Source organism: Streptomyces odontomachi, from assembly GCF_024435355.1.
Classification (GTDB): domain Bacteria; phylum Actinomycetota; class Actinomycetes; order Streptomycetales; family Streptomycetaceae; genus Streptomyces; species Streptomyces odontomachi.
On record NZ_JAMJWG010000017.1, the window covers coordinates 155411 to 170413 of the forward strand.

Annotated in this window: 11 protein-coding genes and 1 pseudogene; 5 read left to right on the plus strand and 7 right to left on the minus strand. The window is 67.6% G+C overall.

Features of this window, described 5'->3' with window-relative positions; genetic code table 11:
• Position 1: 1 nt before the first annotated feature.
• On the minus strand, positions 2-682 hold the full coding sequence (locus tag NQO67_RS30310; protein WP_255953518.1) for a potassium channel family protein: 681 nt from the start codon (positions 680-682) through the stop codon (positions 2-4).
• The gene (locus NQO67_RS30315; protein ID WP_255953519.1) at positions 682-1350 is read right to left on the minus strand and encodes a potassium channel family protein; all 669 of its coding nucleotides are present in this window, start codon (positions 1348-1350) and stop codon (positions 682-684) included. The genes NQO67_RS30310 and NQO67_RS30315 overlap by 1 nt, the downstream gene beginning before the upstream one ends.
• A 323-nt stretch (positions 1351-1673) precedes the next feature.
• On the opposite strand from NQO67_RS30315, the gene NQO67_RS30320 reads away from it, so the two are divergent.
• The 5 genes and pseudogenes from NQO67_RS30320 to NQO67_RS30340 all read left to right on the plus strand — a co-directional run bounded on the left by NQO67_RS30320 (position 1674) and on the right by NQO67_RS30340 (position 7168).
• On the plus strand, positions 1674-3731 hold the full coding sequence (locus NQO67_RS30320; protein ID WP_255953520.1) for an APC family permease: 2058 nt from the start codon (positions 1674-1676) through the stop codon (positions 3729-3731).
• Positions 3732-3874: 143 nt separating this feature from the next.
• Positions 3875-5209, plus strand: a complete 1335-nt coding sequence (locus NQO67_RS30325; RefSeq protein WP_255953521.1) for a class I SAM-dependent RNA methyltransferase — start codon at positions 3875-3877, stop codon at positions 5207-5209.
• Positions 5210-5852: 643 nt separating this feature from the next.
• A pseudogene (locus NQO67_RS30330) lies at positions 5853-6059 on the plus strand (transporter); the annotation flags it as partial.
• Positions 6060-6219: 160 nt separating this feature from the next.
• Entirely contained in the window at positions 6220-6591 is a 372-nt protein-coding gene (locus tag NQO67_RS30335; RefSeq protein ID WP_255953522.1) for a hypothetical protein, read from the plus strand.
• A 172-nt stretch (positions 6592-6763) separates the two neighbouring features.
• Positions 6764-7168 carry a hypothetical protein gene (locus NQO67_RS30340; RefSeq protein ID WP_255953523.1) on the plus strand — a complete coding sequence of 135 codons (405 nt, stop codon included), beginning with the start codon at positions 6764-6766 and terminating at the stop codon, positions 7166-7168.
• A gap of 67 nt (positions 7169-7235) precedes the next feature.
• On the opposite strand, the gene NQO67_RS30345 is transcribed toward NQO67_RS30340, so the two are convergent.
• The 5 genes from NQO67_RS30345 to NQO67_RS30365 form a co-directional block, all read right to left on the minus strand.
• A complete protein-coding gene (locus tag NQO67_RS30345) occupies positions 7236-7703 on the minus strand; it encodes a hypothetical protein (protein WP_255953524.1) in 468 nt (155 codons plus the stop codon).
• Positions 7704-7712: 9 nt separating this feature from the next.
• Positions 7713-12503: a putative T7SS-secreted protein gene (locus tag NQO67_RS30350; protein WP_255953525.1), complete on the minus strand. Its 4791-nt coding sequence runs from the start codon at positions 12501-12503 to the stop codon at positions 7713-7715.
• Positions 12504-12508: 5 nt separating this feature from the next.
• The gene (locus tag NQO67_RS30355) at positions 12509-13171 is read right to left on the minus strand and encodes a hypothetical protein (protein WP_255953526.1); all 663 of its coding nucleotides are present in this window, start codon (positions 13169-13171) and stop codon (positions 12509-12511) included.
• Positions 13168-13632 (minus strand): SseB family protein, encoded by a 465-nt coding sequence (locus NQO67_RS30360; RefSeq protein ID WP_374119199.1) that lies wholly within the window; start codon positions 13630-13632, stop codon positions 13168-13170. The genes NQO67_RS30355 and NQO67_RS30360 overlap by 4 nt, the downstream gene beginning before the upstream one ends.
• A 618-nt stretch (positions 13633-14250) precedes the next feature.
• Positions 14251-14862 (minus strand): class I SAM-dependent methyltransferase, encoded by a 612-nt coding sequence (locus NQO67_RS30365; RefSeq protein WP_255953528.1) that lies wholly within the window; start codon positions 14860-14862, stop codon positions 14251-14253.
• Between the last annotated feature and the right edge of the window lie 141 nt (positions 14863-15003).

Here is a 15003-nt window from a genome sequence, read left to right on the forward strand (position 1 = left end):
CTCAGCCCGTCGTATCGTCCTCGCGTCGTACGGACAGCAGGTCCTCCAGCTGCTCCTCACGCGCCTGCGCGGCCACGAACAGCAGCTCGTCGCCGGCTTCCAGCGAGTCGTCGCGTGACGGCGCGAGCACCCGGTTGCCGCGGATGATGGTGACCAGCGACGTGTCCTCCGGCCACTGCACCTCGCCGACCTGGGTGCCGGCCAGCGCCGACTCGGGCGGCAGGGTCAGCTCGACCAGGTTGGCGTCGCCGTGGCTGAAGCGCAGCAGCCTGACCAGGTCGCCGACGCTCACCGCCTCCTCCACCAGCGCCGACATCAGGCGCGGCGTGGACACCGCGACGTCGACGCCCCAGGACTCGTTGAACAGCCACTCGTTCTTGGGATTGTTGACGCGCGCGACCACCCGCGGCACGCCGTACTCCGTCTTGGCGAGCAGCGAGACGACCAGGTTGACCTTGTCGTCCCCGGATGCGGCGATCACCACGTTGCAGCGTTGCAGCGCCGCCTCGTCGAGCGAGGTGATCTCGCAGGCGTCGGCCAGCAGCCACTCCGCCTGCGGCACCCGTTCGACCGAGATGGCGGTCGGTGCCTTGTCGATGAGCAGCACCTCGTGCCCGTTCTCCAGCAGCTCACCCGCGATGGAGCGACCCACAGCGCCGGCGCCGGCAATGGCGACCCTCATCACTGACCGCCTTCCTCGGGGCCTTCGGTGAACGCCGTCTCCACCTTGGAGACCTCGTCGGTCCGCATCATCACGTGCACCAGGTCACCTTCCTGGAGCACCGTCTGCGAGGTCGGCAACATGGCCTCCCCGAGCCGGGTGAGAAACGCGACCCGGACCCCGGTCTCCTCCTGGAGCTCGCTGATCTTGCGGCCGACCCAGGCCGTCGAGGCGTGCACCTCGGCGAGCTGCACGCCGCCGGTCGGGTCCCGCCACAGCGGCTCGGCGCCCGACGGCAGCAGCCGCCGCAGCATCTGGTCGGCGGTCCAGCGCACCGTTGCCACGGTCGGAATGCCGAGCCGCTGGTAGACCTCGGCGCGCCGCGGGTCGTAGATACGGGCCGCGACGTTCTCGATGCCGAACATCTCGCGGGCCACCCGCGCGGCGATGATGTTGGAATTGTCACCGCTGGAGACGGCCGCGAAGGCGCCCGCCTCCTCGATGCCGGCCTCCCGCAGGGTGTCCTGGTCGAAGCCGACCCCGGTGACGCGACGGCCGCCGAACCCGGAGCCGAGCCGGCGGAAGGCCGTGGGGTCCTGGTCGACCACGGCGACCGTGTGCCCCTGCTGCTCAAGGTTCTGGGCGAGAGCGGAACCCACTCTGCCGCAGCCCATGATCACGATGTGCACCTGCCTCTACCCCGCCATCCTGATATTCCGGCTGACCTGCGAAAACACTGCTGCTTACTCATTTCTACCGAAGGGTGCCAGGCCGCGATGAGCGGGCCGCGTACGGCGTTGCCGGGAGACGAGCTTATGACGCGATGGCGTTCCCGGGGCAGCGGTGGGGCGGCTGGCGCGGTGCCGATGCCCCTGAAAGGGGCGCCGGAAACCACTCGCCGGGGCCGCTGATGCACGCGCGGTGGCCGGCGGCCACACGGGGCGCAATGATCCCGTGAATATGACCGGAGGTGGCTGGGCCGCTTGCCACGCCAGCGCTTACGATCCTCTGCGTGTCCAAACTGACCGACGTGCCCAAACGAATCCTCATTGGGCGCGCACTGCGCAGCGACCGGCTGGGCGAGACGCTGCTCCCCAAGCGCATCGCCCTTCCCGTGTTCGCCTCCGACCCGCTCTCCTCGGTGGCGTACGCACCGGGTGAGGTGCTGCTGGTGCTGTCCATCGCGGGCGTGTCGGCGTACAACTTCAGTCCCTGGATCGCGGTGGCGGTCGTCGTCCTCATGTTCACGGTGGTCGCCTCCTACCGCCAGAACGTGCACGCCTATCCCAGCGGCGGTGGCGACTACGAGGTGGCCACCACCAACCTGGGGCCTCGCGCGGGCCTGACCGTCGCCAGCGCGCTGCTCGTCGACTACGTCCTCACCGTCGCCGTGTCCATCGCCTCCGGCATCGAGAACCTGGGCTCGGCCGTCCCCTTCATCGTCGAGCACAAGGTGCTGTGCGCGTCGGCCGTCATCGTGCTGCTGACGCTGATGAACCTGCGCGGCGTGAAGGAGTCCGGCAAGCTCTTCGCGATCCCGACCTACGTCTTCGTCGCCGGCGTCTTCGTGATGATCCTCTGGGGCGCCTTCCGTGGGCTCGTCCTCGGCGACACGATGCGTGCGCCGACCGCCGGCTACCACATCGAGGCCGAGCACCAGGGCATGGCGGGCTTCGTGCTGGTCTTCCTGCTGCTGCGGGCCTTCTCCTCCGGCTGCGCGGCGCTGACCGGCGTGGAGGCGATCAGCAACGGCGTGCCCGCCTTCCGCAAGCCCAAGAGCAAGAACGCCGCGACGACGCTCGCGATGATGGGCCTGTTCGCCGTCACCATGTTCTGCGGCATCATCGCGCTGGCCATGGTCACCGACGTGCACATGGCCGACGACCCCGCACACAAGCTGCTCGACCACGGCGTCCCGCTGGGTGCGAGCTATGTGCAGCACCCGGTCATCTCGCAGGTCGCCGCGGCCGTCTTCGGTGACGGCAGCTTCCTGTTCGTGGTGCTGGCCGCGGCCACCGCGCTGGTGCTGTTCCTGGCCGCCAACACCGCGTACAACGGCTTCCCGCTGCTCGGCTCGATCCTGGCGCAGGACCGCTACCTGCCCCGCCAGCTGCACACGCGTGGCGACCGGCTCGCCTTCTCGAACGGGATCGTGGTGCTGGCCGGCGCCGCCGCCCTGCTGACGGTCATCTACAACGCCGACTCCACCCGCCTGATCCAGCTCTACATCGTCGGCGTCTTCGTCTCCTTCACGCTGAGCCAGATCGGCATGGTGCGGCACTGGAACCGCCATCTGGCCGCCGAGCAGGACCCCGCCGTACGCCGCCGCATGCTGCGCTCGCGCGCCATCAACACCTTCGGCGCCTTCCTCACCGGGACGGTGCTGGTCGTGGTCCTGGTCACCAAGTTCACCCACGGTGCCTGGGTCGCCGTCCTCGGCATGGTGATCTTCTACGTCACGATGACCGCGATCCGCCGCCACTACGACCGGGTCGCCGAAGAGATCGCCGCGCCCACGACGCCCACCGAGGACACCATCCGCCCGTCCCGGGTGCGTTCCATCGTGCTGGTCTCCAAGATCCACCGTCCGACGCTCCGGGCCCTGTCCTACGCCAAGCTGATGCGCGCCGACAGCCTGGAGGCGCTCAGCGTCAACGTGGACCCGGCGGAGACCCGCGCCCTCAAGGAGGAGTGGGACCAGCGCGGTATCGACGTCCCCCTGAAGGTGCTGGACTCCCCGTACCGCGAGATCACCCGGCCGATCATCGACTACGTCAAGGAACTGCGCAGGGACGCACCCCGCGACGCGGTCAGTGTGATCATCCCGGAGTACGTGGTGGGACACTGGTACGAGCACCTGCTGCACAACCAGAGCGCGCTGCGGCTCAAGGGCCGGCTGCTGTTCACCCCCGGGGTGATGGTGACCTCCGTCCCGTACCAGCTGGAATCCTCCGAGCTGGCCCGCAAGCGGGCCCGCAGGCGGCAGGAGTGGAACGCACCCGGTGCGGTCCGCCGTGGTCCGGTGGGTCCGGTGGAGAAGCGCCCGAAGGAGCCTTCGGGCCGCGGCTGACCCCTGGCGGTCCTGCCGCGACCGCGCCCGGCGAACCCGTCGGCCGGCCCCTGCCGGGCCGTTCGTGCCGCCCTACGTCTACGTTGGACGGGTGGCGTACCGCAGCGGTACGCCACCCTCGAGTGCTTGGAGCCCTTCCCGCCATGCCGGAAGAAGAGAAGACATCCCTGGTGGGGGAGGAGTACGAGGTCGAGGTCGGACCCGTCGCGCACGGTGGGCACTGTGTCGCCCGCACCCCCGCAGGACAGGTGCTGTTCGTGCGGCACACGCTGCCCGGTGAACGGGTCGTGGCCCGGGTCACCGAGGGCGGGCCGCATTCGCGCTATCTGCGCGCGGACGCCGTGCAGGTGCTGGACGCCGCCAAGGACCGCATCGAGGCGCCCTGCCCCTACGCGGGCCCCGGCCGCTGCGGCGGCTGCGACTGGCAGCACGTGAAGCCGGGCGCGCAGCGCCGCCTGAAGGCCGACGTGATCACGGAGCAGCTGCACCGGCTCGCCGGACTCACGCCCGAGGAGGCCGGCTGGGACGGCACGGTCCAGCCGGCGCCCGGCGACAAGGTCCCGGCCGGCGAGGTGCCGGCCTGGCGCACCCGGGTGCAGTACGCCGTCGACGAGACGGGCCGCGCGGGCCTGCGCCGGCACCGTTCGCACGAGGTCGAGCCGATCGAGCACTGCCTGATCGCGGCCGAAGGCGTCAGCGAACTCGGCATCGAGCGGCGTGACTGGCCCGGCATGGCCACGGTGGAGGCGGTCGCAGCCGCCGGCTCGGGCGACCGCCAGGTGGTGCTCACCCCGCGCCCCGGCGGCCGGCTGCCACTGGTGGAACTCGACCGCCCGGTCTCGGTGTTGCGCGTGGACGAGCGGGACGAGAGCGTGCACCGCGTGCACGGCCGCCCCTTCGTCCGCGAACGCGCCGACGGCCGCACCTGGCGGGTCGGTGCGGCCGGCTTCTGGCAGGTCCATCCCGAGGCCGCCGAACTGCTCGTGACGGCCGCCATGCAGGGCCTGCTGCCCCGCAAGGGCGACACCGCCCTCGACCTGTACTGCGGCGTCGGCCTCTTCGCCGGTGCGCTCGCCGACCGGGTGGGCGAGCAGGGCGCGGTGCTCGGCATCGAGTCGTCCAAGCGCGCGGTGGAGGACGCCCGCCACAACCTCCGCGACTTCCAACGGGTCCGCATCGAACAGGGCAAGGTCGAACAGGTACTGCCGCGCACCGGTATCACCGAGGCCGACCTGATCCTCCTCGACCCGCCCCGCGCCGGCGCCGGCCGCGCCCTCGTCACCCACCTCACCACCCTCGGCGCCCGCCGCATCGCCTACATCGCCTGCGACCCCGCCGCCCTCGCCCGCGACCTGTCCTACTTCGCCGGCGCTGACCGCGCGTACCGGGTGCGCACGCTGCGGGCGTTCGACCTGTTTCCGGTGACGCATCATGTCGAATGCGTCGCGATCCTTGAGCGCGCTGAAAAGGGTCGCTGACCTGCTGTTTCACCTAGTGTGCATTATGTGCACTGTGGGCGTTATGGGCGATATCTTGACGCATATTCGACGCACGGTGGGCCCTACTGACGCACGTTTGGCGCACGTTCTGATGGCCCGACATGTGGTAAGTAGCTTTTCTGACGGAAGGCCAGGTCAGATGTGGCATGTCGATGCTCGGTCTTGCTGTGCATCGGCGACGGAGTCGGCACCGCAGGTTGGCCCTGGATGAGGGGGGCATGGTGGGTTGGTCGTCACCGACCGGTATCGGCGTGTCGTGACGTGGTCGAATTCCGGTTCATTGTGTAGCCGCTGACATGTCACCACGTCGCTGATCTGGCAAATGTGCAGGTCAGGTAGGGTCCGACTCTTTGGAGTCGGGCCCCTTGTTTTTCCCGTGCTGGGATGGCGCCGGGATAGCTGAGCCCTCGTCACCTATCATCCCCCTGGTCATCCGTAGCGTGCTGAGATCGTGCTGAGATGGGATGAGAACGCCCGTGCTGGGGTTCGCGCAGCGCGCTTCCCTGTGCTAGCGGCGGCCGGGTGGAGGCTCCGTCTGCACGCTTTCTTCACGGCCCTCGTGGCCTCGTGCGGAAATCTGCACTCGTCCGACGTTGTCGATCTCCTGGCCGAGGAGGGGAAGGTGTCGGGCCTGAAGCTGTTCCACACGATGAATAGTGGCGTGACTGAGGTCACGCCACGTCTTGCTGCTGTCGAGGCGGATGTGCAGGATCTCGTCAAGGTACACGTGGAGGCGATGCTGAGCGTCACATTCCTTGCGAGCGAGTACGTGATCGACTGCGTCGACGGTGGGCGTATCGACTCGCTGGGGCCCGACGAGAACGGTGCCTGACCTTTCGCAGTGACGGTTATGGACGTGGCGGTGGACTACTAATGGTGCGGCCGAGTCCCGGTTTCGGTAACCGGGACTCGGCCGCTATATTGCTCCCCCGGCACGGTAGTCCGGCGCGATGGGGGTGCGGGCTCTGGGCTCCAACGAGGCTGGCCGAATGAGCCGGATCTGCGTGCGGTGCGCCTTAGGGAGCCTTACTCTCAATGCCGTCACCCCCTTCGGCCCGACCGGCCGCGCCCGCGCGCACCCTGACGAACCGGCGCCAGACAGCATCGCCGAGATCACTCAGGAGACGATGGAAGCCGCCGTCCACGCAGGCCAAGCGCGTTACCTGAGCCAGACGATGGACCACTCCGCTCACTACGCATCGACGTGGTGGATGCGGGACCACGAAGGCTGGTTCAAGGTCACCCAGCGTGGGCTGTTGCAGGGCTTGGACGCTGCGGCGGAGACGATGGGACCAGCGGATGCTGCTGTCCAGGCAGCCGACCATGTGACGAGCAACGACTCCCACGACGACAGCGGCTGATCTCTGGACACACCGCATCGGAGCGAAGCCATGCTCAGTGGGCGTCCCTGACCCGTGCCGTGTCTCGTAGTCTCGGGCCAGACGGCGGGAGTTCGCCTGCTGCCGCTAGTTACAGATGTCAGTCACTAGACGCTGACCCATTGGCGGCTGTCTTATTCGGAGAGTGAAGCCCATGATCCGGCACCAGGAAGTGACAACCCTGTGGCGTCCCACTGGTCCCGCGGAACTCGACCTGGTGCGGGAACTGCGCTGGCGCGCGTGGCCGCCTCGACTGCCGGAGCAGCCGATCTTCTATCCGGTCCTCAATGAGGACTATGCCGTACGGATCGCTCGCGACTGGAATGTGAAGCGCGACGGCGCTGGTTTCGTCACACGGTTTGAGGTCGAATCGGAATTCCTGGAGCGGTACCCGGTCCGGCAGGCTGGAGGTCGGACCATTTTGGAACTTTGGGTCCCAGCCGAGGAGCTCGACGAATTCAATGCCCACATCGTCGGTAGAATCGAGGTGGTGCACGCGTTTCGTAGCGATGGTTGCGTCGGTGCAGACGAATTTCGGGATAGAGGGGTGGATGGTTGATCGTTCTCGTCGACTCAGCGTTGGGTCGACCTTGATGTACTAGAAAAGAGTTCCTCGCGTCATATGATCACTCGTTGAGGAAAGTTTCGATTGCCCGCGACGCTGAAACGGCGGTCGCTTCGTCGCGTGGATTATCCATTCCGAGCATAGGTAGATCCAGTGCCACGCTAGCGGATTCGCCGAACCTTTCCCTTGCTGCGCGGAGTGACTCAAGGACAGCATGATAAGTAGGGCTGATATGCTTGAAATCTTTCCTGATAGAGATTTCTCCACTTTGTTCAGTGACGGGTCGAAAAGGTGGAATGATAATCCACCCCGGCAGCCCATCGCCATTTTTGTTGGAGACGATCTGGGCCGCCTCTCTGCTGGGCTTACCGCCGTAGCGGTCAAATGCCCAGATGCCAGATATTGCAAGGGCGTCGACTTGAGCAGGGTCGATGTTGCCGCTGACGTACTCGATCGCCGCCGCTTCAGGCAGTAGCCCTGCCCATAGATCCAGGGTCGCCTGCTGGTGTGAGGTGACGTAAATCTTCATTGTTGTTCCCTAGGGGATGGGCATGTGGGGAAGAATTCTGACTCGGCCGACTTTACTCATCGCGTCCTCCCACAAGGCAAACGAGTCAATCCCGCCACCTCCATCGGCCAAATGTTCAATCCGGCTTTCCAAGGGAATGTGTTCGCTTCTGATGATACCGCGTACCAGAGTGTAAGGCCCTTCGTGAGGGAATCTCGCGAAGGCTGACCGGGCGTAGAGAGCTGCCCCTTCCGCAGTGGATGAGAAATACTTTGATTCGATGCCCGGATGATTCTGGAAGCGTCGGGTGTTCAAAATCTGCTTGAGTTCTTCATCTTTCACCGCTCGGTACACATACTGCTCGCCGTCCTTCAGCTTGCAGTTGGTCGGCGCCAGGCCCAGGTAGTCCAACCAAGTGAACGGGTTATGGACGTAGGCCACAGGGTTGGAGGCGGGGGCTAGGCCAAGCGGATCAGGGGACAGGTAGCGAGCGGTCTCCGGATCGTACGTTCGGAAGTGGTTGTAGTGCAGTCCCGTCTCCGGGTCGTGGTACTGGCCCGGGAAGCGGAGCGGGGTGTATGCCGTGGCGGTGGTGTTCCATGCGGTGGTGCCCCAGAGGGTGGAGCGGGTGTGCCAGGCCACCGTGCCGTGATCGTCGACGAGTTCGGTCGGGGTGCCGATGAGGTCGGTGACGACGGCGAAAAAGCGGGATGCGATCTCGTGGTCGTCCGCGGCTGAAACGGTGGGTCCGTCGGTGGTGAGTAGGGACAGGCCGGAGACGGGTTGGGCGGTGGCCGGCGGGGTCGCTCCCCGCGTCGATGGGTCAGTGCGGGTGACGCGTTCGGTCTGGGCCAGGGGGATGACGCCGCGGTGGTCCCATGTGAGGGTGACCGCCTGTGCCTGATCGGTCGCAGTGGTGGTCTGTTCGCACAGTGTGGTGCCGTCCCAGGTGAAGATGGTCTGTTCAACGACCGTGGCGCCGTCAGGAGCGAGCCGGTGTTTGGCAGTTCTGCGGCCGAGTGGGTCGTAGGTGTAGCGCCAGCGGGTGCCGTCTGGTGTCAGCACTGCGGTGAGGCGGTCCTCGGTGTCCCATTCGTAGTGCCAGGTGTCGGGCTTGCGAGACAGGCGACTTTTCTGGCGGAGGATTGTGCGGCCGAGGGCATCGTATTCGTAGCGGATCCGGCCCGCGCGGGTGATGCGGGTGCCCTCGTAGGTGCGCTCACCGGTGGCCTCTTGGCCGGGGTGGCGGTCTGGCCAGGACGCGGAGGTCTGGTTGCCGGCGTCGTCGTAGGCGTAGCGCTCGGTCCAGCCGGCGGCCTGCACGGCGGTGACCCGGCCTGCCGCATCGAGGTCGAAACGGCGGGGGACGCCAGTGAGACGGTCCATGACGCCGGTGAGGTAGCCGTCGGAGCGGTAGTGGTAGGCACGGCTGCGTAGCGGTCGAGCGGTACCGGGCGTGGTGAGCACTTGGCCGATCAGGCGGCCAGTCGGATCGAAGGCCTGCTCAAGGCGTAACGTCGCGCCGATTTGGCGGGACACCTCTCGGCCCGTCGCATCGTATGCGAAGTCAAGGGTGCGCGCGCCGGCGGTCAGCCGGGCGGGCCGCCCCACGGCATCGTAGGCCCAGGTGGAGGTGGCTCCTGTCGGGGTGGTGCGTCCCGTGCGGCGGCCCAGCGCGTCGTAGGCGTAGGTCAGAGTGCGGCCGTCGACCGTCTCCGACAACACCCGCCCGTGGCGATCGCGCAGGATCGTGACCGTGCTGCCGTTGGAGTCTGTGACCTGGGCGAGTTGGTCGGTGAAGTCGTAGGAGTAGGTGGTGACCTGGCCCGCGGCGTCCTTGCGGGTTACCCGACCCAGTGCGTCGCGTTCGAAGGTCATGGTCTCGCCGAGGGCGTTCGTGCGCATGGCAAGGAGGCCCGTAGCGTCGTGGGTGTAGGTGAGGGTGCGGCCGTCGAAGTCGGTCTCCGATGCCGGTCGGCCCAACGGATCGTAGGTGTAGTCCCAGGTCAGGCCCTGGGGGTTGGTGACGCGGGTGAGGCGCAACTCGGTGTCGTGGGTGAAGGTGTAGCGGGCGCCGTCGGGGTCGGTGCGGGCGCAGAGCAGGTCGAAGTGGCTGTGGTCGAAGCGAGTGGTCCCGCCAGCCGGATTGGTGTGGCTGGTGCAGTTGCCCTCGCCGTCGTAGGTCCATGCCTCGGTGGCGCCGTTTGGGTCGGTGCGGCTGGTCAGGTGGCCCTCGACCGTCCAGGTCAGGCGGGTCACGCCGCCCAGCGGATCGGTCACCGCCACCACCCGGCCGAACGCGTCACGTTCCCAACGAGTCACCGAGCCCAGCGGGTCGGCGACCTCGACCGGGAGCCCGGTCGCGTCGCAGCGCACCGTCGTCGTCTGCCCGAGCGGATCGGTCACCGAGGCGAGGTGTCCCGCGTCGTCATAGGCGAAGCGGTTGGTGTTGCCTGCCAGATCGGTGACAGAAGTGCGGTTGCCGCGCTCGTCGTAGGTCTGCCGGGTGACCGTGCCGTCCGCGCTGGTGATCTTCTCTGGCAGTCCGAGCGGGCCGTACTCGACGTGCGCCTCGCGTCCGTCTGGCCGGACCATGGTGATGAGGTGGCCCGCTTCGTCGTAGTCGAACGTGGTGCTGTGGCCGTGCGGGTCGGTGATCGCCAGCAGCCGATTGCGGTGGTCGCGGACGTACCGGGTGGCTGTGCCGTCGGCCTCGGCGCGGGCGACGATCTGGCAGCGGTCGTTGACGGCGAAGTGGGTGCGGTGGCCGAACGAGTCGGTGACCGTGGTCGTGCGCAGACCGGTGTCTGGATCGACGGGTCGGTAGGTGAACGTGGTGCGCTCGTGACCGGCCTCACCGCTCTGGTGGATGCAGCGGTCCTCGTCGTCGTACGCGTAGCTGAACGAGCTGTTGTTGGTGTCGGTCCAGGACGTGATCCGGCCCCGCTCGTCGTAGCCGAACCGGGTCGGTGTCCCGCACGACGGCTTGACCACATCCGTGAGGTGTCCGTCGTCGGTGTAGCCGTAACGCACCAACTCCTGGTCACCGCCGCCTGGTGCAGCACCGGCCAGGTGCAGGGCGGTGATCCGGCCGTTGGCCGTGCTGAAGGTCAGTCGGTACCCGCCGCTGTGGGTGATCGAGCGTGGGGTGCCGTCGGCGTCGTAGGAGAAGGTGATGAAGTGGCTGGTGCGGTCGTCGATCTGCTCCAGCAGGGCCAAGACCTCGTCGTGGTCGGCGAAGTGGCGGACGGTGCCGGTCTCGGGGTCGGTGAGTGTGTAGCCGCCGTCGGTACGGTCCAGTGGCCACGCCGGGCCGTGCTCCGGCAGCGTCGGCGCTCCGGGCGCAGGGTGTGGGTAGGCCAGCAGCAGCCCGTCCTCGCCGACGAAGACGACTCCCTGGGAGTCGACCTCCAGGCGCTGGTCGATCGTCGACGACCACGTGGGCCCGAACCACCGGCCCGTCCGATATGACGACTCGAACTCCCGCCTGAAGACCAGCGGCAGGGCACCGGGCAGCTCCACGTCGGTCTGTCCCAGCAGCATCCGGCCGGTGGCGGCGTCGACCGGGTCTTCGATGTAGTCCTTGCAATCTTGCGTGCGGCCCTTGGCTTCCGGCTCGCTCTCCACCCCGTGGCGCGCTCCGCGCCGCAATCCGGTCTCGGCGCCCTCTTCCAGGCCTTCCTTCGCGCCGTCTTTCAGCGCCAGGCGCAGCCCGCTGCGTGCGAGGCCGGCACCCTTGGTTCCGGCCAGTTCTGGCACCAGGCGCCCCAGGAACTCGGAGGGGTCCTTCTTCAGGCCCTCCCATGCGCCGGCGAGGGTTCGCTCGGGGTGGGCGGCGCTGGAGACCAGGCCGGCCAGTGTCATGTTGACGTTCTGTGCGTACGCGGCGGGGTGGAGGAGGTTGTAGGGGTCGGTCGGGTTGATGGTGCGGGCGAGGTTGAGCAGGCCCGCCGTGCCCTTGACGACACCGCCTTCGAAGTGCAGTAGTTCGGTGTTGCCCGCGTTGAACAGGTCGGTGAAGTCACCGCCCAGACGACTGAGCGGCGGGGGCTCGGCCGGGGCGTGGGCCAGGGCCTTGTGCACGGCCGAGCGGGCGCGCTCGGCCGCTTCGTTTCGCCCGCGGCGCGCATCGGCCAGGATGTGCTGGGCCCGCTGCACCTGTTCTTTGCCAGGGTCGTGGAAGGCTTCGGGCCGTGGGCCAGGGTCCTGGTGGGCGGACAGCTTTGCGTTGTAGGTGTCGACCTTGGTGTTGTACGCCTTCCTCGCCGACCCCGACGACTTACGGCCCTTGTCATACAGGTCGATGGCGTCCTGGGCTTTCTTCAGTGCCCAGACCACTGTCTCGGCATAGTCCTCCAGTGCCGTGGCGGCCTGCCCGCACGCCGTGGCCGCGTGTCCCCACTTGACGGGGTGCATGGCGAACTTCTCGCGGAACGTCTCCGCAGCCTCGCCCTTCCAATGGCCGGAATCCAGCCGCCGCATGCCCTGGGCCACCTGATCGAAGGCCTTGTGGAAGTCCTTCAGATGGCCGGCGCTCTTGTTGATCTTTCCTGGGTTGCCGTGGATGAGCTCGCTGGGCTGATCGGTCTGGCCCAGTTGCTGCTCACCGGGCGTGGCGCCCAGCGATGAGGCCACATCGTCGCCCCAGTCCTCCACCGCATCCGCAGCACCCTCAAGACCGACCCTGTCGAGCAGGCCGCCAGCCTGGTTCGTGCCCCAGTCGACGCCCTCGCCGACGAGCTTCTTACCGTCGTCCACGACGTCCTCGACCTTGCCAAGCCCCGAATTCAGCTTGTCCCCGAGCTCCCCGAACACGCTCATGTGGCCTACTCCCCGCCGTCTCGCCCGACAGCCCGTGCCTCACCACCGGGCGGCGGGCCGAACGTCTTGTCGAGCCACGTGTTGTATGCCTCGTCGGATATCCCCGCCGACTTCCGCAACAGCTCAGGGGAGAGCCCGGGTATCGGGCCGGACGTGTACGAGGTCATGAGGTCGCGGCCGGCGCCCTTCCAGGACTGCTCGATGTTCTGGTTCGCCTCCTGAAACGAGTGCGGGCTGAAATCGGGGTGCGCGTACTCGTTGTGCTTGAGCAGTTCGCCCCAGCCCATTCCGGTCACGTCGTCCTCACTCGCGGCGGGGTTGCCGATGGCCGCGTTCACCACGATCTTCGCCGTGCCCGCCACGTACTGGTCCGTCTCGTAGAACGTGCCCGCCGACAGGCCCACCCCCTGCGCGAACGCGTTGCCCTCGCCGATCAGCGACCGCACACCCCATTCCCAGCGGTCACAGAAGGACTTGAACGTCTCTGTCAGCCCCTCATGCCCCAGCTCTAGGCCCGAGAGGTCCACGCCCGCAAAGCCCCTGCCCGCACCGGCCCAGCTGTCGACACCGCACTCCTTCAACTCACCCAGCGCCGCCGTCAACCCCTTGGCGATCAGGTCCAGTCCGCCCGTCTGCAGGTCCTTGCCCTCACCGCTGGGATGAGTCATCGCACACCCCCCACGTCCTGCCCCGGAACACCGACCACGCCCACCGCCACCGCGTCCGGCACGATGCCGCGCACCGGCGGAAACAACACCCCGCCCTCGCCGCCGTCCGCAGCGTCCAACGCCACCCCACACGGCACCCCGGCCAAGGGCACCGCCACATCCAGCAACCGCGCACCCAACACACGCCGATACGGCCATTCCCGACCGCCCTCACCACGAGCCAGCGCAAACCGCGCCAGAGCCGCCTCGTCGGAGAAAGCAAAGATCCAGCGCAGCCCGTTCAAGTCGGCCGTCAACACCTGCTCACCGTCACCATCAGCTCCGCCCGCCAGCGGCACCAGCACAGCAGTGCGTCGAAACTCACCCAACAGCACTGCGAACTCGCGACGGCTGGCAGCCAGCCGCGCAGCGTCGGCGACCGACATGCTCGGCGCAGGCCCGAAAGTCGGGACCCCTGACATAGAGGGAGCCCGACGCACCGGCGTGGACAGAGGCTGCGGCGTCTCAGCCGGCTCCAGGACCGCATCGCCCGGTACCGCCCTGCCAGGCTCCGTGGCGTCCGGCGCAACGTCGACTGATCCGTCACCGGGCGGCTCAAAGTCGCCCACAAGCATCGTGTCCGGAAGTGTTCGGTCCGATGTATTGGTTGCCGCCCCGTCCCTGGCTTCCGTGCACGGTGGACCGGCCAAGTCTGTGTACTCTGCGAGCCGAGACCGGGCTGCGCCGGCCGGTGGCCTGTCCTTCCCTCCCCGGTCCATGCATTCATCCTTGCCGCGACGTCACAGAGGTCGCAACGATAATCACCTCACAGTGACGACATTCGGACACGGAGAGTTCGCCATGGTGCACAATCAGACCGCATCGAAGTCCGCGGTTCAGGCGCGGGCCGGTAATGCCGGAGACTTGGCTGCGACCGCACGCCGCTACCGATGACGACGAAGTCCGGGTGACTGGTCGGGCGTGGGGGCGGCTTTTGCAGCACGGCGACGCTGACCCACACGAGGAGTCGGGCGCCGCCCCGGTTCAACACGTCGATACGGGCGACCTTGCGGCCCACCTTCAGGTGCAGCTCAACCCCCTCAAGCGCCGTCGCCTCGACCTTGTTCGCCACCGCGCCCAGGGTCTCCTGGACGGAACCGGTGGAAAGCTGTTTCGGTGGTTCCAGTGACGGCAATTGCCAGGCGGCCCTGATGCGAGATCGTCGGACCGCGGCGTTGATCGTGGTCCGCCCCGGCTCGGGGGAAGGTGCCGGGGCGGACCGGGTACCCAGTCATCTGTTCGGCGGACGCGAGGGGGAATGACGCGTCATCACCAGTTGGCTGGGCGGCGAAGCGATGGTGTGGTTCGACGGGCATCATGAACTCGGCGCGGAACAGGCCGCCGGGCCTCACGAGGCGTTTCGTCCGTTCAGCGAAGTCGGCGAGCGGTCGGTTGTGGTTGGCACTGTAATGCCACGAGCAGCTCGTCCAGACCGCGTCACTGATCATGTCCTGAACCTCGGTGATCCGCAGGAAGTCACCTTCGACGATCCGTACGCGATCATGCAGTTCTTCGCGCTTGAGACGGTCGACGAGGCCGGGGACAGGTGTCACGCCCTCGCCCCCGGGAAGGCGGACCTCTCCGCCGTGCGGTGCCACGGAGTCACGCTCGACGGCGATGACGTGGTTGCCGGCGGCGGCCAGCGGGATCACGAACTTGCCGTCGCTGGCACCGGCGGCACGCCGGCCTCCGCTACACCAGCCGCTCGGTACTGGACGCGGAGGCGCGGCTGCGCGAGGCGGCGCTGACGAGGACCGCGGTGGGCCTGTCGGGATCGTTCACGAAGGCGGCGA

What these genes read in the sequence shown, in the direction of transcription:
- NQO67_RS30325 (WP_255953521.1), top strand. Translation starts at nt 3,875, where the DNA reads ATGCCGGAAGAAGAGAAGACATCCCTGGTGGGGGAGGAGTACGAGGTC.
- NQO67_RS30350 (WP_255953525.1), bottom strand. Translation starts at nt 12,503, where the DNA reads ATGAGCGTGTTCGGGGAGCTCGGGGACAAGCTGAATTCGGGGCTTGGC.
- NQO67_RS30340 (WP_255953523.1), top strand. Translation starts at nt 6,764, where the DNA reads ATGATCCGGCACCAGGAAGTGACAACCCTGTGGCGTCCCACTGGTCCC.
- NQO67_RS30335 (WP_255953522.1), top strand. Translation starts at nt 6,220, where the DNA reads ATGAGCCGGATCTGCGTGCGGTGCGCCTTAGGGAGCCTTACTCTCAAT.
- NQO67_RS30355 (WP_255953526.1), bottom strand. Translation starts at nt 13,171, where the DNA reads ATGACTCATCCCAGCGGTGAGGGCAAGGACCTGCAGACGGGCGGACTG.
- NQO67_RS30360 (WP_374119199.1), bottom strand. Translation starts at nt 13,632, where the DNA reads ATGTCAGGGGTCCCGACTTTCGGGCCTGCGCCGAGCATGTCGGTCGCC.
- NQO67_RS30345 (WP_255953524.1), bottom strand. Translation starts at nt 7,703, where the DNA reads ATGAAGATTTACGTCACCTCACACCAGCAGGCGACCCTGGATCTATGG.
- NQO67_RS30310 (WP_255953518.1), bottom strand. Translation starts at nt 682, where the DNA reads ATGAGGGTCGCCATTGCCGGCGCCGGCGCTGTGGGTCGCTCCATCGCG.